Raw genomic sequence first — 21766 nt, 5'->3', positions numbered from 1 at the left:
CGGCCGGGGCTCTCCCGTAACGGCGGTGCCGTGACGGCCTCACAGCAGCGGCGCGAGCACCCCGATCACGACGAACGCGACGCCCACGACCAGGCAGGCCGTCGCGCCGCGGCGGATGACGGCGACCCGGTGCTGCTGCAGCTCGGCGGGCATCCCCGGGACGGCGCCGAGGCCCGCCGCGTGCCGGCGTCCCGCCCACCCCATCAGGGCGAGCAGGACGCCGAGACCCGCGAAGGTCAGGACGGTCCAGGCAGGACTCACCCGCCACCGCCCGGCGCGGGCGGGACCGTCTGCGGCGTGCCCGACGGCAGGCCCGGGCTCGCGCCGGTGGGGGCGGTGTCCGGGTCGGCGGGGCGGTAGTCGTCGGCATAGCGGACGTCGCCGTTCGCCAGCGAGTCGGTCATCCACTGTCCCCAGAGGCTGATCCGGCGGTCGAACAGCACCAGCTCGCGGAGCCGGTCCTTGACCTGGTCGAAGTTCGCCGGGACGCCCGGGGTCACCGCGCCGGACCGGCCGACGTTCCAGCCGAACTGGTTCTGCACCGGGCCGAACACCTGGCCGGCCGGGGCGCCGAAGGCGGCCTTCGCGTAGTCGGGCTGGAGCTGGTCGGCGCTGATCGGGCCCAGTGCACCACCGTTCGCGCGGGTGGCGTTGTCGATGGTGCTGGCCCGCGCGACGGTCGCGAAGTCGGCCCCGCCCCGCAGGTCGGCCGCGATCTTCTCGGCGGCCTCCTTGCTGGCGACGACGATGTTGGACAGGTCGCGCTTCTCCGGGGTCCCGAGCCGCTCGGCGTACTTCGGGAACTCGGCGCGCAGGTCGTCGTCGGTGACGGTCACGTCCTTGGTGACCCGGTCGAACAGCTCGCCGACCACCATCTGCTGGCGGACCTCGGTCATCACCTTGTCCTCAGTGGTGCCGACGTTGCCGAGGACCTTGATGAAGTCGTCGCGCGCGCCGGGGCCGTTGCCGAGCTGCTGGGTGATGTACTGGTCGAGGGTCTGGCGGACCTTCGCGTCGGCGATGCCGACGCCCATCTCGGTCGCCCGGTCCTCCAGCACCATGCTCAGCGCGACGGCCTTGGCGGCGTCCCGGCGGAAGCCGTCCATCTTCACCGGGTCCTCGACCGGGGGCTGGACGCCGTAGAGCGCCCGCAGGGTCTGCACCCGGTCGTCGAGGTCGGTGACGGTCACGACCCGGTCGCCGACGGCCAGCGCCGCGCCGTCGGGGACCTGCTGCATCTTCCACCAGACCCCGCCGCCGATCCCGGCGACGAGGGCGAGGACGAGGACGCCCGCCACGATCCGGCCGGTCCAGGTGGTCCGGATCCGGTCGAGGGCGGCGCCGGCGATCCACGCCAGTGTGGACTTCACTCGCATCACATCACTCCAACGAGCTTCTCCCGGGCGGGGGTACTCCGGGAGGGTCCGGCCGTGCCGTGCGCGGGCGGGAACGCCCGCACGACGAGCCGCGCGGCCAGGTAGGACAGCAGTACGGACAGCGCCAGCAGCAGCCCGAACTCGCGCATGAGGGCGAGGTCGGACAGCGCCAGCACGGCGAACCCGGTGCCCGAGGTGAGGGCGGCCAGGGTCACCGCGGTCCGCAGGCGCGGGTCGCGCGAGCGGACGGCGTCGCAGGTCATGACGGTGAACTCGCAGCCGACCGCGGCGGTCAGGGACCCGAGCGCGACGGTGAGCGGGTTCAGCGGGATGCCGAACGCCCAGAGGATGAACAGGTTGGCGCCCGTCGCGAGCACGGCGGCCAGTGCGGCGCGCAGCGCGTCGCGGCGGTGCCGCAGCCCGACGGCGAGCACCAGCGCCGCCGCGACCAGACCGGCGGTGCCGGCGAGGTAGCGGTCGGCCGAGACGAGCTCGTAGCCCTGCACCGCGACGGCGGGCAGCCCGGACACCTCGGCGACGAAGCCGGGCGGGGCCGGGGGGAGCTCGGCGGTGATGGCGTCGGTCAGCCGGCGGAGCCGGTCGAGGTCGTCGAGCCGGACACCGAACGACAGCACCGCGACCTCGCCGTCGGGCCGCAGCACGGCCCCGGTGAGGTACGGCGGCAGCAGCCGGACCCCGGCGCGGATCTGCTCCTGGTCCGGGGTGGGGCCGAGGAACGACAGCAGCGACGGCGCCGACAGCGCGGGCCGGGCCTCGTCGCCGTGCAGCCGCACGATCTGCTGCTGGGCCGTGGTCATCCACTCCCAGGCCTGCGGGGTGAGCACGTCGCCCGTCCCGTCGGTGGAGCGCAGGACGACGGCGAGCTCGCCGCCGGAGCCGAGGACCTGCTCGACCCGGGTGGCGTCGTCGACGGCGGGCAGGCCCGCCGAGAGCGCGTCGACGCTGGTCTGCAGGGGCAGGAAGGGCAGCGTGGCCCAGCCGCCGACCGCGACCAGCCCGGCCAGGACGACCGCGACCAGCCGCGACCGGCCCGGGCGGATGACCGGCCCAGGCCCGTCCGGCGCCGCCGCGTCGTCGCCGGCGGGTGCACCGGCGTCGGCCGGGTCGGCGTCGGGGGCGGCCGGGTCCGTGTCGGCCGTGTCGGCCGGGTCGGCGGCGGCATCGGGTGCGGGGTCGGTCGCGGGGTCGGCCTGCGCGTCGGACGCGGGCCGGTCCGGGCCGGCCCAGCCTCCGGGCCGGTAGACGAACCAGCCGAGGGCCACCGCGAACGCGACACCCAGGGCCAGGGTCGACCCGAGGTCGCGCACGAACGGCAGCGGCGAGAGGAGCAGCGCGCCGAACCCGGCCGCCGTGCCCGCCGCGACGACCACGACCGTCCGCGGCCGCGCCCCGCGGGCGAAGTAGGTCGGGTAGTAGCTGCCGAGCCCGACCAGCACCGGCAGGAACGCGACGACCCCGAGCGAGACCGGGCGCCCGGCCCAGCCGAGCACGGCCAGCGTCGCGGCCGTCGCGGCGAGGGTCACCGCCAGCGGGATCAGCCGCCGTCGCCGCCGGGTCCACGGGACCAGGAACAGACAGAGGCCGATCGCGACGACCGCGACGGCACCGAGGACCGGGGCTTCCCGGTCCACCGCGACACCGAGCGAGGCGGTGATCGCGGGAACGCCGGAGACGGTCGCCTCGGCGGGCAGCTGGGCCTGCGCGACGGTGTCGTTCACCGCGGCGACGAGCTGCTCGGTCCCGGCCTGGTCGAGGCCCTCACGGGGGCGGACCAGGATCGCCAGCGACCGGTCGTCGGGGACGACGTAGCGCCACTGCGGCCGCGGCTCACCGCCCGATCCCATGATCGAGTGGTCGATGAAGCGCTGGTTGCGCAGCGTCGGCAGCCCGACGGGCAGGCCCTGCACGATCAGCGGGCCGTAGCGGGCGTCGAAGGCGGCGACGGCCGCGTTGCCGGCCGCCACCGGGTCCTCGCCGCGCTGCTCGGCGGTGATCGCCGCGGCGCGCTGCAGCCCGTCGCGGCGGCCGGTGAGCTCGGCGAGCAGCTTCTGCGACTGCGACGCCAGCTGGTTCAGCGTGGTCGCCGGGCCGTAGACCGACGCGACGTCCGGCAGCTGCGACAGCCTGCCCTCGACGCCGAGCACCTGCGGCAGCACGTCCCGGTCGAGCAGGCCGGGGGCCTGCGGGGCCCGCAGCAGCACGACGATCGGGTCACCGCCGAAGGAGCGGGCGAGCTCGGCGTAGCGCTGCACCGACGGGTCCGACGAGGGCAGGAACGACTCGACGCCGGTCTCGACCTTCACCCGGGACACGCCCACCGCGGTCAGCGCCGCCAGGACCAGCACCATGATCAGGACGAGGCCGGAACGCCCCGAAGGGCGCAGCGCCGCGGATGCGGCGCTACGCCCTTCGAGGGTCGTGCGGAGGCGGCGGATCATCCGCCCAGCCCGAACAGTCCACCACCGGACGGCTCCGGCTCCGGTGCCGGCTGGCTGCCCCGGGCGGCGTCGCCCTCGGACTGCGGCCCGACCGTGGGAGCCGGTCCGGGTGGCGGCGACTGGTTCGCCGGTCCGGGGTCGGCCACCTGCGGCGGGGGCGCGTCGTCCTCCGGGCTGTTCTGGGTGCCCGGCCGCGGGTACGGGTTGTTGTCGTCCAGCGGCGGGATCTCGTTCAGCGGGACGGGGTTCCCCGCGAACGACTGCGCGTGGAACACCAGCATCACGCGCAGGAGCGTGCCGTTGGCGTCGCCGCGCGACACCGTCTCACCGAAGTTGGTGAAGAACTGGTAGATGTCGCCGCCGTAGGGCTTCAGGTACTCCAGCATCGGGTTGAGCTGGAGCAGGGCGCGGTCGGCCTCGGGCAGCAGGGCACGCAGGTCGTCGGAGAACTGCGGGACCTTGTCCAGGGTGACCGGGGCCTTGCCCAGGGTCGCGTCGAGCGAGGGCAGCAGCCCCCGCAGGTCGCGGGTGGTGGCCGGGAGCTCGTTGAGCGCGGCGTTGAGCGCCGGTGCCGCCCGGTCCAGGTTCGCCGCGACCGGGCCGAGCCCGCCGGCGAGCCGGGACAGGTCGTCGCTGGCGTCGTCGGCCGCCTTCAGCGTCGGCGGCAGCTCCCGGATGGTGTTCTCCAGGTCGGTGCGGCTGTTCGCGGTGACCTCGGTGACCAGGTTGGCGTCGGTCACCAGGTCGGCGATGCGGCCGCGCTGGATGTCCAGCGCGGCGAGCACCGCGGCGGTGTTCTGCGACAGCTGCTCCAGGTCCTTCGACTGCGCGGCGAGCGCGTCGAGGGCGGTGCCGCCCTCGCGGCCCAGCTGGCCGAGGCCGGCCAGGGCACCGTCGACGCCGGCCTGGGAGTCCTTCGTGGCCGCACCCAGCGACTGCAGGGTGGAGGCCAGCGCGACGCGGCGGTCCTCGGGCAGGGTCCGGATCAGGTCGTCGAGCAGCACCGCCGACTGGACGGCGCCGTCCGGGAGCCGGCTGCCGTCGGGCAGCTCGGCACCGCGGCCGTCGACGAGGGACACGTAGGTCTCCTCGACCAGGGTCTTCGAGTTGATCCGGCCGGTGACGCCCTCGTGCAGCGGGATGGCGTCGGCGTCGGTCATGTTGACGAGCACGTCGGCGCGCCCGTCCGGGGTCGCCTCGACGGTCAGGACCTTGCCGACCTTCACCCCGTTGAGGGTGACGTCGGACTGCGGGACCAGGTTGTTGACCTTGTCGACGTGGAACGCCGTCGTGTACTGCTTCTGGGTGTATCCGGGCACGTAGCCGCCGACCGAGGTCCAGAAGAACAGGAACACGAACGCCGACGCCGCGGTGAAGGCGAGCAGGATCGTCGTCCTGATCGCGGGGAGCGCGGAGTGGGGGATCTTCATCCGGGGGTCACCTCCTTACCGGGGCGTCTGGGTGAGCTCGTCGGCGCCGGGCGCCGGGATGGTGGTCGGGCCGAACTGGAGCAGACCGCGCAGGATGCCGCCGTTGGCGTCGCGCAGGCTGGTGACCGACGACGTCTGGTAGACGAAGGCGTTCAGGTCCGGCAGGTAATGCTGGAGACCCGCGGTGACCGGGTCGAGCCGGCCGGAGATCTCCTTCAGCGCGGGCAGCGTCCCGTTCAGGTCGTTCACGAACGGGCGCAGGTCCGCCGCGACCGGCTTCAGCTTCTGCGCGACCGGGCGGGCCTTGTCGACGGTGGTGTCGAGCGTGTCGACGGTGTCGGTCAGCCGGTCCAGGGCGTCCGGCAGCTGCTCCGAGGCGGCCCGGACGTTGTCCAGGGTCGGGTCGAGCTGGTCGGACAGCTGCTGGACGTTGCCGGTGGCCGCACCCAGGTTGTCGACGACGCCGGGCAGCTGGTTCAGCGAGTCGCGCAGGGCCTGGCTCTGCGCGGACACCGTCTTCAGCGTGGTCGACAGCGAGTTCGCCAGGGTGGTGAGGCGCTTCTCGTCGCCGCCGACGGCGGTGGACAGCTGACCGATCGAGGTGACCAGGCGGGCGAGGTTGTCGCGGCGCCGGTCGAGCTGGTCGACGACCGGCTTGAGCCGGTTGACCACCTCGGTGGTGGCGCGCACGCCCTGCGGGAGGTCCTGCGGCGCCGTCGCCAGCGCGACGTCCGAGGCCTCCAGCAGCGACTGCACCGCGGCCAGCGCGTTCTGGTCCAGGTGGGCCAGTGCCGCGTCGATCTGCACCGGCGGCTTGGCGTTGGCGACGGGCAGCACGCCGTAGTCGTCGAGGACCTTGCCGGCCGGGGTGCCGGGGTCCATCTCGATGTACATCTCGTTCAGCGGGCTCTTCGGCCGCAGGACCACGGTGGCGTTGTCGTAGACGGGGCCGTCGTAGTCGTTGCGGTCGATCGCCAGCAGCACCCGGGCGGTGCCCTCCGGCGTCAGCTCCGAGGAGCGGATGTCGCCGACCGGGACGCCGGACATCCGGACCTCCTGGCCGCGGCCCGGAGCGAGCGCCGGGGTCTCGGAGAAGGTCGCGTAGACCATCTTCTCGTTCGCCCACGGAGCGACGAACCGCTGCTGGGACAGGATGTAGCCCCCGCAGACGAGCCCGAGCACCATCACCACGCCGAGGGCGATGACGTTGCGGCCCAGCCCCGGCTCGTTCCGGACGCGGTCCAGACCGGACCGCACCCGGGCGCCGAGGCCCCGCGGGGCCTCCGGTGCAGGTGTGGGAGTTGCCGTCATCATCGACCACCCGTCCCGTGGAAGATCTGCTGGAACATGTTCTCCAGGCTCACCGAGCCCAGGCCGGGCACGGTGCCGAGCCCGGGACCGGGGTGGAAGGACACCGCGTGCCCGTTGGGGTCGACGTAGGCGCCGGTCTTGTTCAGGTTCGAGAACATGTGGCCGACCTCGTCCTTGAGCGGGACACCGCGGTTGTCGACCGCGGAGTAGGGGCCCTCCCCGACGAACGGGGTGTTCAGCGAGTCCAGGACCGGACCGTTGAGCCGCTCGAGCGGAGCGGGCAGGTCGTCGAAGACCCTGGTGGCGCCCTCGCTGGCCGGGATCAGGCCCTCGACCAGCGGCCGGGTGTCGACCAGCGCGCCGCGCAGGTCGGACACCAGCGGGCGGGCGTTGGCGAGCACCGGCTCGGCGCGCCCCAGGAACCCGTCGAGCTCCTGGACGGTCGGCCGGGCCGGGCCCGCGGTGTCGCGCAGCTTGTCCAGCGACACGTCGAGCCGCTTGAGGCCGGCGTCGGTGGTGTCGAGGACGCCGGGCAGCTTGTTGATCGCGTCCGCGACCGGCCCGGAGGTCTCGGCCATGACCTGCGTGGTGTCCTGCAGGTTCGCGACGATGCCGTCCAGCTGACCGGGCTCGCGGTTGAGCGTGCCGGTGGTCCGCTGCAGGCCCCGGACGACCTCGGTCAGGTCCTTCTCCGGCTGGGTGCCGCGCAGGGACTCGATGACCCCGGCGCCCGGGCCGAGGGTCCCCGGCGCCGCGGCGAGGAGCTCGTGCAGCGCCTCGTTGCCGCCGGCGTTGCCGAGGGTCTCGTCGAACTGGGTGACCGCGACCTTCGCGCCCTCCAGGGCGTCGGGCTGCAGGCGCTCGGCGACGTCGTCGACCTCGGTGGGCAGCCGGGTGCGGTCCACCGGGATCTGCTGGGTCCACTCCGCGGTGCGGTCACCGCCGGGGACGATGTCGATGTAGAACAGGCCGGACAGCAGGGTCGTGGGCCGCAGGCGCGCCGACGGCTGGTCGCCGACGGTGTTCACGACCTTCGGGTCGACCACGACGGTCACGATCGCGCCGCCGTCGGGAGCCGGGTCGACCGAGCTGACGACACCGGAGTCGACACCGGCGACCTTCGCCTTCGACGCGTCCTCGAACAGGAACTGGTTCGCGGCGAAGTGGATGGTGCGGGTCTCGGACCCGGTCAGCTTCATCAGCAGCGTCGTGACCTGCGGCTTGAACAGCCCGAGGACCAGCGACAGCAGCATCAGGCCGATGACGGCGAGCGCGGCCACCCAGAGCGGGAGGCGGCGCCGCAGCCGCGGCGTGGCGGTGGTGCCCTGTGCGGGGGCGCTCATCAGTTACCTCCGAGAAGGCCGCCGCCGGCGGCGCTGTCGCCCTGGCCGGGCTGCTCCTGGGGGGTCCGGTTGGACGGACCCGGGGCGGGCAGCAGGCCGAGCGAGGCGTCGTTCGGTGCCTGGCCGGGGGCCGGGTAGGGGTCGCCCGCCCGCGTCGGGTCGGGCAGACCCGCCGCACCGGCGAAGGACTCCGGCCGGACCATCAGAGTGAACCGCAGGTGGTGGCCGGCGGCGTCACCGTCGGACAGCGCGAAGCTGGCGTTGGTGAACCACTGCGCGATCTCCGGCGAGTAGGGCGCCAGCACCTGCAGCGGGGTGTTCGCGAAGCCGACTCCCTGGGTCACCTTCGGCGCGACGGGGCGCGCGTCGGCGACGGCGGGGGTCAGCGAGCCGAGCGCGGGCTCGGCCGAGTCGGAGACACCGGGCAGCTTGTCCAGCGGCTGCGGGGCCTCGACCAGCACGCCCCGCAGGTCCGGGGTGGCGTCGCCGAGCGAGCGGGCACCGGTCTGCAGCTGCGTCATCGCCGAGTTCGTCGACGCGAGCGGCTGCTGCAGGTCCTCCAGGGCCTTGCGGGCGGCCGGCAGCGCCTCGGGGGCGATGTCGAGGGTGTCCCCGAGCGCCTTGCCCTTGTCCGCGTTGATCGCCGCGAACGTGGTGTCGAGCTGGCCGACCAGCGAGGAGATCTCCTGTTCGCGGCCCTGGAAGCGGGACGACAGGCTCTCCAGGGACTGGAGCATGCCGGTCAGGTCGCGGCCGCCGTCGACCGACAGCGACCGGGCGGTCGTGCCGAGCGAGGGCAGGATCTGCGGACCGGCCTTCGCCACGTCCTGCAGGTCCTGGCCGTGTCCGGCGGCGCCGTTGCCGAGCTGCTGGAGGGCACCGCGGGTGGCGTCCTGGGTGGCCGGGTCGAAGACCTTGGCCAGGTCCAGCAGCTGCACCGCACCGCGGGAGCGCTGGACCGGCAGGACGTCGTCCTCGCCGAGGAGGCCGGCCTGCTCGTGCCCGATGTCGAGGTCCAGGTACTGCTGGCCGAGACCGGACCGGCCGGTCACCGCGGCCGAGCCGTCCTTGAAGACCTCGGTCGCGGCGTCGTCGAGCTGCATCCGGACCTGCGGGACGCCGTCGGCGACGGTGATGTCGTCGACGCGCCCGACGCGGACCTGGCCGACCCGGACGTCGTTGCCGACGGCGAGGTCACCGGTGTCCGACACCGCGGCGGTGCGGAACTCGTGCTGGGCGAAGGGCAGCCCCTTCTGGGCGTTCAGCGCGACGTAGAGGAAGAACCCGGCCGCGACGAACATCAGCAGGCCGATCAGGCCGGACCGGAAGCGCGCGCCGCGCTTGGGCTTGGCACTCGCCATCACTGGCCTCCCAGCAGTGTTCCGAGCGCGCCCTGCTCCTGCTCGGGGCTGAGCCCGGTGGCGCTGCTCTCGGGGGTGGGCTGGCTCTGCAGCAGGGTGTTGGAGTCCTGACCCGGCTGGGCCGCGGTCCCCGGTCCCGGCTGGGACGGGGCGGGCTCGTTCACCTGCTGGTTCGGGGTGGCGTCCGGGGCGGGCGCGGGCGCCATGTCCGGCAGCCCGCCCGGCACGAAGCCGGTGATCGGGTCGCCGTTGAGCACGTAGCTGGCCCGGAAGTAGTGGGACAGCCCGTCCTTCTCGTTGGTGGTCAGCGCCCAGTTCCGGATGAAGCCGAGGACGTTGCCGAGGTTGCCGTTGAGGTCACGGACGATCGGCTCGGCGCCGGTGACGGTGCGCTGCAGGTCCGGGCCCGCGGCCCGGAGCTCCGCGGCGACCGGCTGCGCCTGGTCGAGCAGCTCGCTCGCCCGGTCCAGGACCGGGTCGGCCGAGGCCAGCGCCGGGTCCGCCGAGTCGGCGAAGCGCTGCAGCTCGCGGCTGATGTCCACCAGGTTGTCGGTGGTCGGCCGCAGGTTGCCCAGGGTGACCGCGGTGGACTGCGCCGTGCCGGCGAGCTCGCCGAGGGTGGCGCGGGCCGCGGCCAGGGTGCCGGGGAGCTCCTGCAGGGTGCCGCGCAGCTGCGCGTCGCGGGCGGCGGTGGTGTCGAGCAGCGACGTGGTCGAGGCGACCAGGCCGTCGAGCCGCCTGCCCTGGTCGACGGCGAGTGCGCCAGTGACCGGCTCGACCTGGTCGATGACCCGGCCGAGCAGCTCGTTCTGGTCGGACAGGACGCCGACGAGCTGGTTGGTGTCCTTCATGGCCGGGGCGAGCGCGGCGAGGGTCTTCTGGATGTTCTCGCCGTTGTTCTGCGTGCCCTGGCCGAGCGTGGTGACCAGCGCGGCCAGCGCGCCGGCCGTCGGGTCGTCCAGGGTGTCGAGGATGTTCTGCAGGTCGGCCTCCTGGCCGGTCCGCTCGACACCGATCGGCGTGTTCATCGGCAGCTCGGGCGAGCCCGGGGTGCCGGTGTTCAGGTTGAGGAAGCGCTCACCGAGCAGCGAGACCGGGGCGACGGTCACCTTCGCGTCGGAGTGGATCGGCAGGGCACGCGCGTCGACGCGCAGCGGGACCTCGGCGACCTTGCGCTGCGGGTCGAACTGCAGCTGGCCCACCTCGCCGACCGTGACGCCGTTGATCTTGACCTGCTGGCCCGCGAGGATCGGGCTGACGTCGGTGAACTCCGCGATCACGATCCGGCCGGACTCGGCGTTCGAGATGCCGGCCGCGGCGCCGGTGCCCGCGAGGAGCGCGACGAGGCCGACGGCGAGGATCCGCCAGCGGGAGAAGCCCAGGGTCGAGCTCATCGCGGGCCCTCCCCGCTGGCGTCACCGAGCTGCGGCAGGAGCGGCGCGCCCGGGTTCTGCTTGCCGTTGCCGGAGGTCTCGTCGGCCGAGCCGGGGGCCGGGTTCAGGTTGGGGACGATCCCCGGCGGCGTGACGCCCGGCGGGTAGATGACCGGCGTGGCGGGGCCGGCCTGCGCGAAGATCCGCATGTAACGGCCGTTCGAGTCGAAGTTCTGGGCGGCGGAGCCCCACGTGGAGAGGAACCCGACGACCTCGGGGGTGTAGGGGCGCAGCGCCTCGAGCACCGGCGCGTAGCCGCCCGCGGTCTCGGCGAGACCCGGCAGCGCGCGATTCGAGGAGTCGAGCAGGCCGGGGGTGCGGTCGAGCAGCGCCGACGCCGCCTCGAGGGTGGGCTTGAGGTCGGCGACCAGCGGCCGCAGGTCCTGCAGCAGCGGGGCGAGCTGCTCGGACACGCCGGGCAGCTTCTCCGTCGCCGGACGCAGGTCCTCCAGCAGCGGCAGGGCCTCGTCGGTGACGCCGGGGACCTTGTTCAGGGTGCCCTGCGCGGTGCGCAGCGTCGGGGGCAGCTTGGCCAGCGCGGCGCGCAGCTGCTCGCGCTGGGCGGCCGTCGCGCGGGTGCTGGTGCCCAGCTCGTCGACGACGGCGCCGAGGTCCTGCTGGCGCTGGGCCAGGGTGTCGACGGTGCCGTTCAGGTCCGTGACCAGCTTGGAGATCGCGGGACCGTCGGTGCCGATGCCGCGCAGCACGTTGCCGACCGCGGCGAGCGCGGGTCCGGCGGTGTTCACGGTGGCGTTGAGGTCCTGCTCGTGCCCGGTGACGGTGTTCTGCAGGGTCCCGACCAGGCTGGTCAGGCGCGCCCGGGTGGGCTCGTCGAGGGCGGCGAGCACGTCGGCGACCTCGGTCGGCTTCGGGAAGTCGCCCTGCACCATGCCGCCGCTGGGGATCTCGGCGTAGTCCTTGGGTCCGTCCTGCACGAACAGCAGGCGCTCACCGACGACGGCCTTCCACTGGACGTGGACGAACGCGCCGGCGTGCAGCGGGGCGAGGCCGTCGTCGACGGTGAACTCGACGACCGCGTGGCCCTCCTCGGGACGGACCGAGGAGATCTTCCCGGCCTGGAAGCCGTCGATGTAGATCGGCGCACCGGGGATGAGGTTCGGGTTGCCTGCCGGCAGGACGGCGCTGACCGTGTAGGGCTGCGTGCCGCCGACGGCGACGAACACACCCCCGATCACGAGCAGCGCCACCACACCGGCGGCGAGCTTGCCCAGGATTCCGCTCATCGCTCAGTCCATCCCGAGGGGTCCGGCGGACTGCCCCGCGAGGAACTGCTTGACGAACGGGTCCTGGTGCTCGAACGCCTCGTGCGCCGGTCCGTAGTGGACGACCTCGCCCTTCCAGATCAGGCCGACGTAGTCGCTGACCTTGCGGGCGGTCTTGATGTCGTGCGTGACCAGCAGGTACGTACCGCCGTGCTGGTTGTGGACGTCCATGATGATGTCGCAGAGCAGCGAGGTGCGGACCGGGTCGAGACCGGAGTCCGGCTCGTCGAACAGCACGATGTCGGGGTTCATCACCAGCGCGCGGGCGAAGCCGGCGCGCTTCTTCATGCCGCCGGAGACCTCGTTCGGCGCCTTGTGCGCGGCCTTGGCCAGACCGACCTCGTCGAGCGCGGTCATGACCGTCTTCTCGACCTCCTTCTCCGACATCCGCGTGTGCTTGCGGAGCGGGAAGGCGACGTTGTCGTAGAGGTTCATCGAGCCGAACAGCGCGCCGTCCTGCCAGCAGACGCCGAACCGGGTCCGCATGTCGTAGCGCTCGTTCTCGCTCATCGACCAGATGTCGACGCCGCCCACGTAGACCGCGCCGCGGTCCGGGGCGAGCAGGCCGACCAGGTGCTTGATCAGCACCGACTTACCGGTACCGGACGGGCCCAGCACGGTGGTGATGGCGTCGTGCTGGAAGTTGAAGTTGATGTTCTTCAGGATCTGGGTGCTGCCGAACGACTTGGCGAGCCCCTCGACCTGCAGGATCGGGTCGGTCCCGTACCGGAACTCCCGGGTCTCGGTCGACCAGCCGGGGCCACGGGTGGCCGTGGCCTGGGTCCCCCCGTCGTGGACGGGTGGAATCTGCTGGGTGGGGTACTCGGAGCCCGATGGCGTGTGTCGCGGCTGGTTCGGCGAGGTCACTGATCCTCCTGGACGACCTGGCGCGTGCCGGCGCGGGGGAGCCGGCACGCGGATCACGTGCTGCGGGAGCGGTCCCCGGAGGCTTCCGGGGGACCGTGGACGCGGCGTCCGCGTCCTGCGGTGGTGCGGGGAACGAGCACTGCGCTCCGGGGAGCGGGCGCGGTGCGATGGACCGGGCGGCGGGGAGCGACGTCCGGTCCGTGGCCGGCTGGGGAGGGCCGGGCCGTGGCGGGGGGAGTCTTCGTCGGGGGCGGGGGATGTCGTCGGGGTGCGGGGCTCCGGGGCCCGGCCGCAGGGGATGTGGCGGCGCGGGCCCCGGAGGGACTCAGTTGGCGATCGGGGAGTTCGTCTCGAGCCCCCAGAAGGCCAGCGTGCCGATGGTCCCGATGACCGAGATCAGCACCAGGTTGATGATCATCGACTTCGCGGTGGCCCGGCCGACGCCGACCGGTCCCCCGCTGGCGTTGTAGCCGTAGTACAGACCCACGCCGACGATCACGATGGACTCGGTCATGATCTTGACCATCACCGCGAACATGTCGTACGGGCTCTGGTACAGCCAGAACAGGTAGAGGAACCCGCCGGGTGAGACACCGCCGAGGTTCACCACCGTGACCAGGTACATCGCCACGTAGAGGATGGCCAGGCCGACGAAGTACATGAACGGCACGGCGATCACGGTGGCCGCGATCCGGGTGCCGACCAGGAAGGACTTGGACTTGATGCCCATGACCTCCATGGCGTCGATCTCGTCGGAGATCCGCATCGAGCCGATCTCGGCGACGTAGCCGCACCCGACCTTGGCCGCGAGGATCCAGCCCCACATGTAGACCGAGAGCTCGCGCAGGCCGCAGTAGGCGTCGAACACCGCCGAGTAGAGCGGGGCGCCGATCTGCTTGAGCGTGTAGCTGGCCTCCAGGCCGCACTGCCCGCCCATGATGAACATCATGAACCAGATGATCAGAGCGGAGCTGAAGATCAGGATGCCCGCCTGGCGGAACACCTCGGGCACGTAGCGGCGGAACATGTCCGGGAAGTCCCGGACGACGTCGGCGGTGAAGCGGCCGATGTCGCCGGCCTCGGTGAGACCGGTCTTGAGCTTGCCGGTGATCGAGCCGAGGCTGACGTCCACGCCCTCCTTGGCAGGTGCCCGGAGTTCGGTGCGGTCGGGGTCGCCCTGGGGCCCCCGGTCGTCGAGCTGCGTCATGTCCGTGACACCTCCCTTACTTGTAGACGCTCATCTGCGGGTTCAGGCCGAGCATGGTCAGCGTGAACACGAAGTTGATGACCCAGATGCCGGCGAAGGAGATGACGACGGCCTGGTTGACCGCCTTCCCCACGCCGATCGGGCCGCCCTTGGCGTTGAGCCCGACGTAGCAGCAGACGACGCCGATGATCAGGCCGTAGATCGCGCACTTCACGACGCTGCCCCAGAGGTCGACCGTGTTGAGCAGGTCGAACAGGGAGCCGTAGTAGCCGGCGTAGCTGGCGTCGAAGATCGGGCCGGCCGCGACGTAGCCGCTGACCAGGCCGACGACCAGCGCCAGGATGTCCAGGACGGCGGTCATGATCGTGCAGGCCAGCACCCGCGGCAGCACCAGCGTCCGGATCGGGTCGACGCCGAGGACCTCCATGGCGTCGATCTCGTCGCGGATGCGGCGGGCGCCGAGGTCGGCGGTGATCGCCGTACCGACGACACCCGCGACGACCATCCCGTTGATGAACGGGGCGAACTCGCGGACCGACGCGAACTCGAAGAACGCGCCGAGCCGGTACGGGATGCCGAAGGTGTAGAAGATCGCCCCACCGGTCAGGCCGGGGGCACCGAACCCGAACCCGAACGCCGCGAGGGACATCGGGAGCCAGGTGAGCTTGAGGATGTCGAAGCACTGGTCTCGGGTGTCGGCCCAGAAGCCGACGGGCTTGCGGACGGCAAGGACGAACACCTTGACCATCAGCTGCCACATCTCGCCGGCCGTGACGAACGGGTCGGCGACCTTCCTGAGCACGCCCGACCCGCCGGAACCCGCCGTCCTGCGCGGTACCTCGACGGTCTCGTCGGGCGTCTGGGTGAGGGTCCCAGGCGTGGTCATAACTCTCCTTCGAGTGCGGGGCCGGAAACAGTCCGGGTCCACCGATCGGAAGTGTCGCTCCGCGGGAGAGGGGGTCACACCTCCCGTGGGGGGCGGATCACCCTCCCCCTGGGGGGGTATCGGTGGTACCGGCGACCGGCTCTGCGGCGTGCTCCGTACGGAGTGCCCTGCGCTGGGCCCGACGCTGGATCAACAGCACCGCACCGAGGACGAGCGCGGCCGACAGGGCTCCCGCCCCGAGGCCGCCGAGCAGTGCCCCGGCGACCGGGTGGATCCCGGTCAGCAGGGGCAGTGCGACGGCGCCGGCCACCACCAGGACGGTGGCGGTCAGCGCGTCGCGGACCGGCCAGGTCGGCGCACGCCAGACCCGGACCAGCCCGATCAGCCCGGTCACCCCCGCGGTCAGCAGGGAACAGCCGAGCAGGTGCACCACCACGGGGTCGCGGAGTACCGGGGAGGTACCCCCCGCGGGGGTGGGAACGAGGGCCTCGGGCGGGCCGAGGCGGTCGAGGGCGCGGACGAGCCGGTCCTCGGTCGGTGCGGGACCGGCGGTGCGTGCCACCTCGGTCCAGACGTGCGAGCGCAGGTCCTGGCGGGCGGTGAACGACAGGTGCCGGGCGGCGACGTCGAGCCGGTGCAGGTACTCCCGCAGGGGGGTGGGCAGCGCGCCCCGCGACACCCGGGCGCCGGCGGTCACCGGTACCCGGCCGGACCGGCGGCGGCCCGCCCGGAGCGGTCGTGCTCGGCCCGCAGCCAGTGCGAGACGGCCTCGGCCCGGTTGGCCGCGCCGAGCTTGCGCAGGATGTGCTTGACGTGCGACTTCACCGTGCCCTCGGAGATCACCAGGCGACTGGCGATGCGGGCGTTGGTGTCGCCGGTGGCCATCAGCCGCAGGACCTCGACCTCGCGGCGGGTGAGCGAGGGGTCGACCGGCGCGGAGCGCAGGAAGCCGTCGACGACGCTGCGCTGCGGGCCGGTGTGCGTGACCGGGGCGCCCTCGGTGATCCGGCCGTTCTCGCCGTGGCCCCACCAGCCGTCGCCGAGGTCGCCCTCACGGGCGTCGGTGACGCGGCGGGCGAGCCGGTCGACGTCGGCCCGGATCTGGTCCATCTCGTCGAGGACCATCGTGCGGGACAGGGCCTGGCCGAGCCCCTGGGCGTAGAGGGTGAGCAGCTGGCGGTCGAGCGGGTCGACGTTGCGCTGCTGGTAGTAGCAGTCGGCGTGGACGAACCCGGCGACGACGCCGTGCACCACGATCGGCGCGGCACAGTAGCTGCGCGACATCGAGGCGTCGGCGATGGGCCGGTTGACCCCGGGGCGCTCCTGCACCTCGTCGACCAGCAGGGAGGTGCGGCGCCGGACCATCTCGGTCTCGACGATCCGGCCGTCGAGGGTCTGCGGGTGGGTGCGGCCCATCGCGAGGATCTCCTCGGCCCAGGCCGGGTCGCGCTCCACGTGCACGCGCTCGGGGATCCAGAGCGAGTCCGCCACACGCGAGACGATCGAGCGGTCGAAGCCGAGGCCGCAGGCGGTCGAGGCGGCGGTGTCGAGCAGCGCGGTGCTGGTGCGGGCCTCGCCGAGCTGGGCGAGCGCGGCGCGGACGCGCTGCAGCGCGCGGTCCTGGTGCGCGAGCTGATCGAGCAGGAGCTGCTCGTCGATCTCCTTGACCTCGCCGAGCATGCTCACCAGCTCCGGCGACGGGGCCGAGCCGGAGCCGAGCGAGGACATGGCCTCGGCCCACACCGACCGCAGCACCGCGCGGGCCGACCCGAGGTCGACGACGTGCTCGGGGTGCGGGAGGCGACCGTCGTCGAGGATGCGGCGGGCGGCCAGCAGGAGGTCCACCACGCGCGAGGACTGGGCCCGCGGCATCCGGCGGCCCTGCCCGGGCCAGCGGTCGCCGGAGTCACAGCGCCGCATGTAGGCCACGCGGCTCGTGCTCTCGCCCATACCGTCCTCCTCCTCGTCGAGGTGGCATCGACCGGACGTCTCCGTCGGGTGCGTTGCTCACCCGTGCAACGAGGCGACAGCGGCCGGGTTGCGACCGTCCGACCCCGCTCATCGGACCAACTTTCAGTCACACATGACGGTTTCATGATGCGACGCGGGTCACGTGTATGGCAAATCGCTACGGGCGCTGCCACCCGAACACGCTGGTGGATACCCCTCTCGGCCGCATCATCCGGTCACGGCGGGTGGAGAAAGCAGACGCCCGGACTGTTTCTCGAAGCACGGTGCGCCACGCCGATGGCACACGACAGGTTCATCCGTTCGGGGTAGAGGAGGAAGGGGGCGAACAGCCCGTCCCGCCCGGAGCACGCCAGGGCATCCGCGGCCCCCGACCCGCCCGTGCTGGACTGGCCGGGTGAGCACCGGCCGGACCTACGCCGGCGCGTCCGCGTCGGACCGCGCCGAGGACCGTCGCCGCCGGCTGCTCGACGCGGGACTGCAGGTGCTCGGGACCGACGGCTACCGGGCGGCCACCGTGCGCCGGATCTGCCGGGAGGCACGCGTCGCCGACCGGTACTTCTACGAGTGCTTCGACGGCACCGAGGCGCTGCTGCTCGCCGTCTACGCCGAGTGCACCGCCCGCCTCCGCGACGCGGTGCCCCCCGCACTGGCCGCGGCGCCCGGCACCGACCCGCTCACGCTGGCCCGGGCCGGCCTCGACGCGTTCCTGCGCGTGGTGGAGGACGACCCGCGGCTCGCCCGGGTGGTCTGGTTCGAGGTGCTCGGCGTGAGCCCCGAGGTCGAGCAGACATCGCTGGAGACCATGTCCGGCTTCGGGCGGCTGCTCCTGGCGCTCACCGCGGACCACACCGCCCCCTCCCCCGCCGACGCGACCGCCACCCGGCTGCGCGCCGACGCCGTCATCGGCGGGATCAGCCACGTCGTCATGACCTGGACGGTGAGCGGGTTCGACCCGCCCCGCGACCGGGTCACGAACGCGCTCGCCCTCTTCCTCGTGGGCGGCACCGGCCTGGGATGACGCCGGTCACCCCGCCATGTGGAATCACGCGTCATCAGATTAGGGTCGCCCACCACACCCGCTCGTGAGGAGCCGACGATGAAGTCCTTCACCGGTCGAACCGCCGCGATCACCGGAGCCGGATCCGGCATCGGGCGCGCACTGGCCCTGCGCCTCGCGGGCGACGGCTGCCACCTCGCCCTGGCCGACCGGGACGCCGCGGGCCTCGCCGAGACCGCCGCGCTCGCCGGGCCGCAGGTACGGGTCACCACCGCCGAGCTCGACGTCGCCGACGAGAAGGCCGTCTACGGCTGGGCCGACGCCGTCGTCGCCGACCACGGCGCCGTCCACATGATCGTCAACAACGCCGGCGTCGCGCTGTCGGGCACCACCGGGGCACTGTCCCTGGAGGACTACCGCTGGATCATGGACATCAACTTCTGGGGCGTGGTCTACGGGACCAAGGCGTTCCTGCCGCACATGGAGACCGCGGGCGCCGGCCACGTGGTCAACCTGTCGAGCATCTTCGGCGTCGCCGCGCAGCCCCTGATGAGCGGCTACAACGCGAGCAAGTACGCGGTCCGCGGGTTCACCGAGTCGCTGCGCCAGGACCTCGAGCTCACCGGGTCCCCGGTGTCCGCGACCTGCGTGCACCCCGGCGGGATCCGCACCAACATCGCGAAGGCCGCCCGGGTCGACGACAGCGTCGCCGCAGCCACCGGCCGCCCGGCCGCCGACGCCACCGCCGAGTTCGAGCGGATGCTCACCACCACCCCGGACCGGGCCGCGAAGACCATCCTGGACGGCGTGCGGCGCAACCAGCGCCGTGTCCTCATCGGACCGGACGCCTGGGCCATCGACTCGATGGTGCGGCTGCTGCCGACCACCTACCAGCGGATCGTCACCGGCGTCGTGCGCTCGCGGCGCGGAAAGGGCTGATCCTCCGGCGGGGTCCTCGATAGGGTCGCGGAGCCGGGTGATCCCCGGCACACGACCCGAGGAGCCCACCCATGAGCCCCGAGCAGCCGCCCGTCACCGCGTTCGGCCCGGACTTCCCCTTTCCCTACGACGACTGGCTGACCCACCCGGCCGGACTCGGCCGGGTCCCACCGGACCGGCTGGGGACCGAGGTCGTGGTCGTCGGGGCCGGGATCGCCGGGCTCGTCGCCGCCTACGAGCTGATGCGCATCGGGCTGCGGCCGGTCGTGTACGAGTCCTCCCACCTGGGCGGACGGCTGCGCTCGCAGCCCTTCGAGGGTGCCGACGGGATCGTCGCCGAGCTGGGCGGGATGCGCTTCCCCCGCTCCTCGACGGCGTTCCACCACTACGTCGACCTGCTCGGGCTGCCCACCGCACCGTTCCCGAACCCGCTGACGGAGGCGGCCGGCAGCACGGTGATCGACCTGCACGGGCGGACGTACTACGGCCGGACCCTCGCCGACCTGCCCCCGTTCTTCACCGAGGTCGCCGACGCCTGGGCGAGCGCGCTGGAGGAGGGTGCGGGCTTCACCGACCTGCAGCAGGCGATCCGGGAGCGCGACGTCGGGCGCATCCGGGCGCTGTGGGCGGAGCTCGTCGAGGTCTGGGACGACCGCACCTTCTACGACTTCGTGTCCACCTCGAAGGCGTTCTCCGACCTGTCCTTCGCCCACCGCGAGGCGTTCGGGCAGGTCGGCTTCGGGACCGGCGGCTGGGACTCGGACTTCCCCAACTCGATGCTGGAGATCCTGCGGGTGGTGCTGACCGGCTGCGACGACGACCAGCTGCTCGTCGTCGGCGGGGTGGAGCAGGTGCCGCAGGGGCTGTGGACGCGCACCCCCGACGACCTGGTGCACTGGCCCGCCGGGACCAGCCTGTCGTCGCTGCACGGGGGCGGGACCCGGCCGGGCGTCGCGCGGCTGCACCGCCTCGACGCGGACACGATCCGTGTCACCGACGTCTACGGCGGCACCCGCGACGTGCCCGCGGTGCTCACCACCTGCCAGAGCTGGCTGTTGTCCACCCAGATCGACACCGACGAGTCGCTGTTCGGCCAGGAGGTGTGGATGGCCCTGGACCGCACCCGCTACATGCAGTCGACCAAGACGTTCGTGATGGTGGACCGACCGTTCTGGCGCGACGTCGACCCGGCGACCGGGCGCGAGGTCATGTCCACGACGCTGACCGACCGGCTCACCCGCAGCACGTACCTGTTCGACAACGGGCCGGACCGGCCCGGGGTGATCTGCCTGTCGTACTCGTGGATGAGCGACTCGCTGAAGATGCTGCCGTACCCGGTCGAGAAGCGGGTCGAGCTGGCACTGGGCGCGCTGCGCAAGATCTACCCGACCGTCGACGTCGGGGCGCACGTCATCGGCGACCCGATCACCGTGACCTGGGAGTCCGACCCGCACAGCCTCGGTGCGTTCAAGGGCGCCCTGCCCGGGCACTACCGCTACAACCGGCGGATGTACTGCCACTTCGTGCAGGACGACCTGCCCGCCGCCGAGCGCGGGATCTTCATGGCGGGCGACGACGTGTCGTGGACCCCGGCCTGGGCGGAGGGCGCAGTGCAGACCGCGCTGAACGCGGTCTGGGGGATCGTCGCGCACCTGGGCGGGTCCACCCCGCCGGACAACCCCGGCCCCGGGGACCGGTTCGCCGAGCTCGCGCCGCCCGCGCTGCCGGACTGATGCGCGTCGCGCTGCTGCAGACCGTCTCCCGGCCGTGCGACGTGGGCGGGAACCTCGCCCGGCTCGCCGAGGCGTGCGCCGCCGCGGACGCGGACCTGCTCGTCACCCCGGAGATGTTCCTGACCGGCTACGACATCGGCGCCGATGCGGTCGCCGCGCTCGCCGAGCCGGCCGACGGGCCGTCGGCGGACGCCGTCGCCGCGATCGCCAGGACGTCGGGGACGGCGGTGCTGTACGGCTACCCGGAGCGCCACGGCGGACGGGTCGCCAACGCCGTCGCACTGGTCGGGCCGGACGGGACCCGGCTCGCCGGGTACCGCAAGACGCACCTGTTCGGCGCGCTCGACCGGGCCTGCTTCACCGCCTCGGACACCCCTCCCGCCGTCGTGACCTGGAACGGCTGGGGCCTGGGCCTGCTGGTCTGCTACGACGTCGAGTTCCCCGAGACCGTCCGCGCGCTGGCGCTGGCCGGCGCCGACGCGGTGCTGGTCCCGACCGCGAACATGCTCCCCTACGACCACGTGCCCCGGGTGCTCGTCCCGGCCAGGGCGTGGGAGAACCAGGTGTACGTGGCCTACGCCAACTGGTGCGGCACCGAGGGGTCGCTGACCTACGGCGGGCTGTCCTGCGTCGCCGGGCCGGCCGGCGCCGTGGTGCGGGCCGGCCGCGACCCGGAGCTGCTGGTGGCCGAGCTGGACCGGTCCGCGCTGGCGGTGTCGCGGCGGGCGAACCCCTACCTCGCCGACCGCCGCCCCGACCTCTACGGCTGAGGGTCCGGCCGGGGGCCCGCCAGCAGGATCCACTCCAGGCACCCGCCGGGCCCGGGGGCGAGCACGTCGACCCGGTGGGCGTGCCCGCCCGCCACGTGCACGACCTCGTCCGCGGCGAGCTCCACCGACGGCCCGCCGGCCTCGACGCCCACCCGGGCCCGGCCGGCGAGGACGACGAGCAGCCGGTCGCTCGGCGCGGCCGGGGCGTGCCACACCCGGGCACCGGGGGCGAGCGCGAACCGTTCCAGGGCGAGGTCGCCGTAGCCGTCATCGCGGCCGACGAGCAGCTGGCGCGACACCGGGGCCGGTTCCGGCGCCGGATGGTGCGCGGCTGCCGGGGTCGTGCCGATCGTCGCGGTCATGGCCTGCCTCCACTCATCTGAGCGGTCTCAACACCGTC

At 73.1% G+C, this 21766-nt stretch carries 19 protein-coding genes; 4 read left to right on the top strand and 15 right to left on the bottom strand.

Features of this window, described 5'->3' with window-relative positions:
• Positions 1–39: 39 nt before the first annotated feature.
• The 14 genes from KPL60_RS32640 to KPL60_RS32575 form a co-directional block, all read right to left on the bottom strand.
• A complete protein-coding gene (locus KPL60_RS32640) occupies positions 40–261 on the bottom strand; it encodes a hypothetical protein (RefSeq protein ID WP_226354655.1) in 222 nt (73 codons plus the stop codon).
• The gene (locus KPL60_RS32635) at positions 258–1370 is read right to left on the bottom strand and encodes a peptidyl-prolyl cis-trans isomerase (protein WP_226354654.1); all 1113 of its coding nucleotides are present in this window, start codon (positions 1368–1370) and stop codon (positions 258–260) included. The genes KPL60_RS32640 and KPL60_RS32635 overlap by 4 nt, the downstream gene beginning before the upstream one ends.
• Positions 1371–1375: 5 nt before the next feature.
• A complete protein-coding gene (locus KPL60_RS32630; protein ID WP_226368169.1) occupies positions 1376–3745 on the bottom strand; it encodes an RND transporter in 2370 nt (789 codons plus the stop codon).
• A gap of 86 nt (positions 3746–3831) precedes the next feature.
• Positions 3832–5265 carry an MlaD family protein gene (locus tag KPL60_RS32625; protein ID WP_226368168.1) on the bottom strand — a complete coding sequence of 478 codons (1434 nt, stop codon included), beginning with the start codon at positions 5263–5265 and terminating at the stop codon, positions 3832–3834.
• A gap of 15 nt (positions 5266–5280) precedes the next feature.
• Complete coding sequence (locus KPL60_RS32620) at positions 5281–6576, bottom strand: MlaD family protein (protein WP_226368167.1); 1296 nt, start codon at positions 6574–6576, stop codon at positions 5281–5283.
• Entirely contained in the window at positions 6576–7919 is a 1344-nt protein-coding gene (locus KPL60_RS32615; RefSeq protein ID WP_226354650.1) for an MlaD family protein, read from the bottom strand. Before KPL60_RS32615 ends, KPL60_RS32620 begins: the two co-directional genes overlap by 1 nt.
• Positions 7919–9280 (bottom strand): MlaD family protein, encoded by a 1362-nt coding sequence (locus tag KPL60_RS32610; RefSeq protein WP_226354649.1) that lies wholly within the window; start codon positions 9278–9280, stop codon positions 7919–7921. Before KPL60_RS32610 ends, KPL60_RS32615 begins: the two co-directional genes overlap by 1 nt.
• A complete protein-coding gene (locus KPL60_RS32605; protein WP_226368166.1) occupies positions 9280–10674 on the bottom strand; it encodes an MlaD family protein in 1395 nt (464 codons plus the stop codon). The genes KPL60_RS32610 and KPL60_RS32605 overlap by 1 nt, the downstream gene beginning before the upstream one ends.
• A complete protein-coding gene (locus tag KPL60_RS32600) occupies positions 10671–11957 on the bottom strand; it encodes an MlaD family protein (protein ID WP_178376682.1) in 1287 nt (428 codons plus the stop codon). The genes KPL60_RS32605 and KPL60_RS32600 overlap by 4 nt, the downstream gene beginning before the upstream one ends.
• Positions 11958–11960: 3 nt before the next feature.
• Positions 11961–12707: an ABC transporter ATP-binding protein gene (locus KPL60_RS32595; protein WP_051050105.1), complete on the bottom strand. Its 747-nt coding sequence runs from the start codon at positions 12705–12707 to the stop codon at positions 11961–11963.
• 481 nt (positions 12708–13188) lie between these two features.
• Positions 13189–14070 (bottom strand): ABC transporter permease, encoded by an 882-nt coding sequence (locus KPL60_RS32590; RefSeq protein ID WP_178376681.1) that lies wholly within the window; start codon positions 14068–14070, stop codon positions 13189–13191.
• Positions 14071–14086: 16 nt separating this feature from the next.
• Positions 14087–14956 carry an ABC transporter permease gene (locus tag KPL60_RS32585; RefSeq protein WP_226354647.1) on the bottom strand — a complete coding sequence of 290 codons (870 nt, stop codon included), beginning with the start codon at positions 14954–14956 and terminating at the stop codon, positions 14087–14089.
• A 97-nt stretch (positions 14957–15053) separates the two neighbouring features.
• Positions 15054–15653: a hypothetical protein gene (locus KPL60_RS32580; protein WP_226354646.1), complete on the bottom strand. Its 600-nt coding sequence runs from the start codon at positions 15651–15653 to the stop codon at positions 15054–15056.
• On the bottom strand, positions 15650–16906 hold the full coding sequence (locus tag KPL60_RS32575; protein WP_226368165.1) for a LuxR C-terminal-related transcriptional regulator: 1257 nt from the start codon (positions 16904–16906) through the stop codon (positions 15650–15652). Before KPL60_RS32575 ends, KPL60_RS32580 begins: the two co-directional genes overlap by 4 nt.
• A gap of 415 nt (positions 16907–17321) precedes the next feature.
• Here KPL60_RS32575 and KPL60_RS32570 point away from each other — a divergent pair, with 415 nt between their 5' ends.
• The 4 genes from KPL60_RS32570 (at position 17322) to KPL60_RS32555 (ending at position 21366) form a co-directional block, all read left to right on the top strand.
• Entirely contained in the window at positions 17322–17945 is a 624-nt protein-coding gene (locus tag KPL60_RS32570) for a TetR/AcrR family transcriptional regulator (protein WP_062399354.1), read from the top strand.
• 78 nt (positions 17946–18023) lie between these two features.
• Positions 18024–18863 carry an SDR family oxidoreductase gene (locus tag KPL60_RS32565; RefSeq protein WP_062399352.1) on the top strand — a complete coding sequence of 280 codons (840 nt, stop codon included), beginning with the start codon at positions 18024–18026 and terminating at the stop codon, positions 18861–18863.
• Positions 18864–18934: 71 nt separating this feature from the next.
• Positions 18935–20596 (top strand): NAD(P)/FAD-dependent oxidoreductase, encoded by a 1662-nt coding sequence (locus KPL60_RS32560; protein WP_062399350.1) that lies wholly within the window; start codon positions 18935–18937, stop codon positions 20594–20596.
• Positions 20596–21366: a carbon-nitrogen hydrolase family protein gene (locus KPL60_RS32555; protein ID WP_178376675.1), complete on the top strand. Its 771-nt coding sequence runs from the start codon at positions 20596–20598 to the stop codon at positions 21364–21366. Before KPL60_RS32560 ends, KPL60_RS32555 begins: the two co-directional genes overlap by 1 nt.
• On the opposite strand, the gene KPL60_RS32550 is transcribed toward KPL60_RS32555, so the two are convergent.
• Positions 21357–21728, bottom strand: coding sequence for a hypothetical protein (locus tag KPL60_RS32550; RefSeq protein ID WP_226368164.1), 372 nt, complete (start codon positions 21726–21728; stop codon positions 21357–21359). The genes KPL60_RS32555 and KPL60_RS32550 overlap by 10 nt on opposite strands.
• Positions 21729–21766 lie beyond the last annotated feature (38 nt).

The sequence above is a fragment of the Pseudonocardia sp. ICBG162 genome (assembly GCF_020496225.1).
Classification (GTDB): Bacteria; Actinomycetota; Actinomycetes; order Mycobacteriales; family Pseudonocardiaceae; genus Pseudonocardia; species Pseudonocardia alni.
This window is presented reverse-complemented; position numbering and strand designations above follow the sequence as displayed.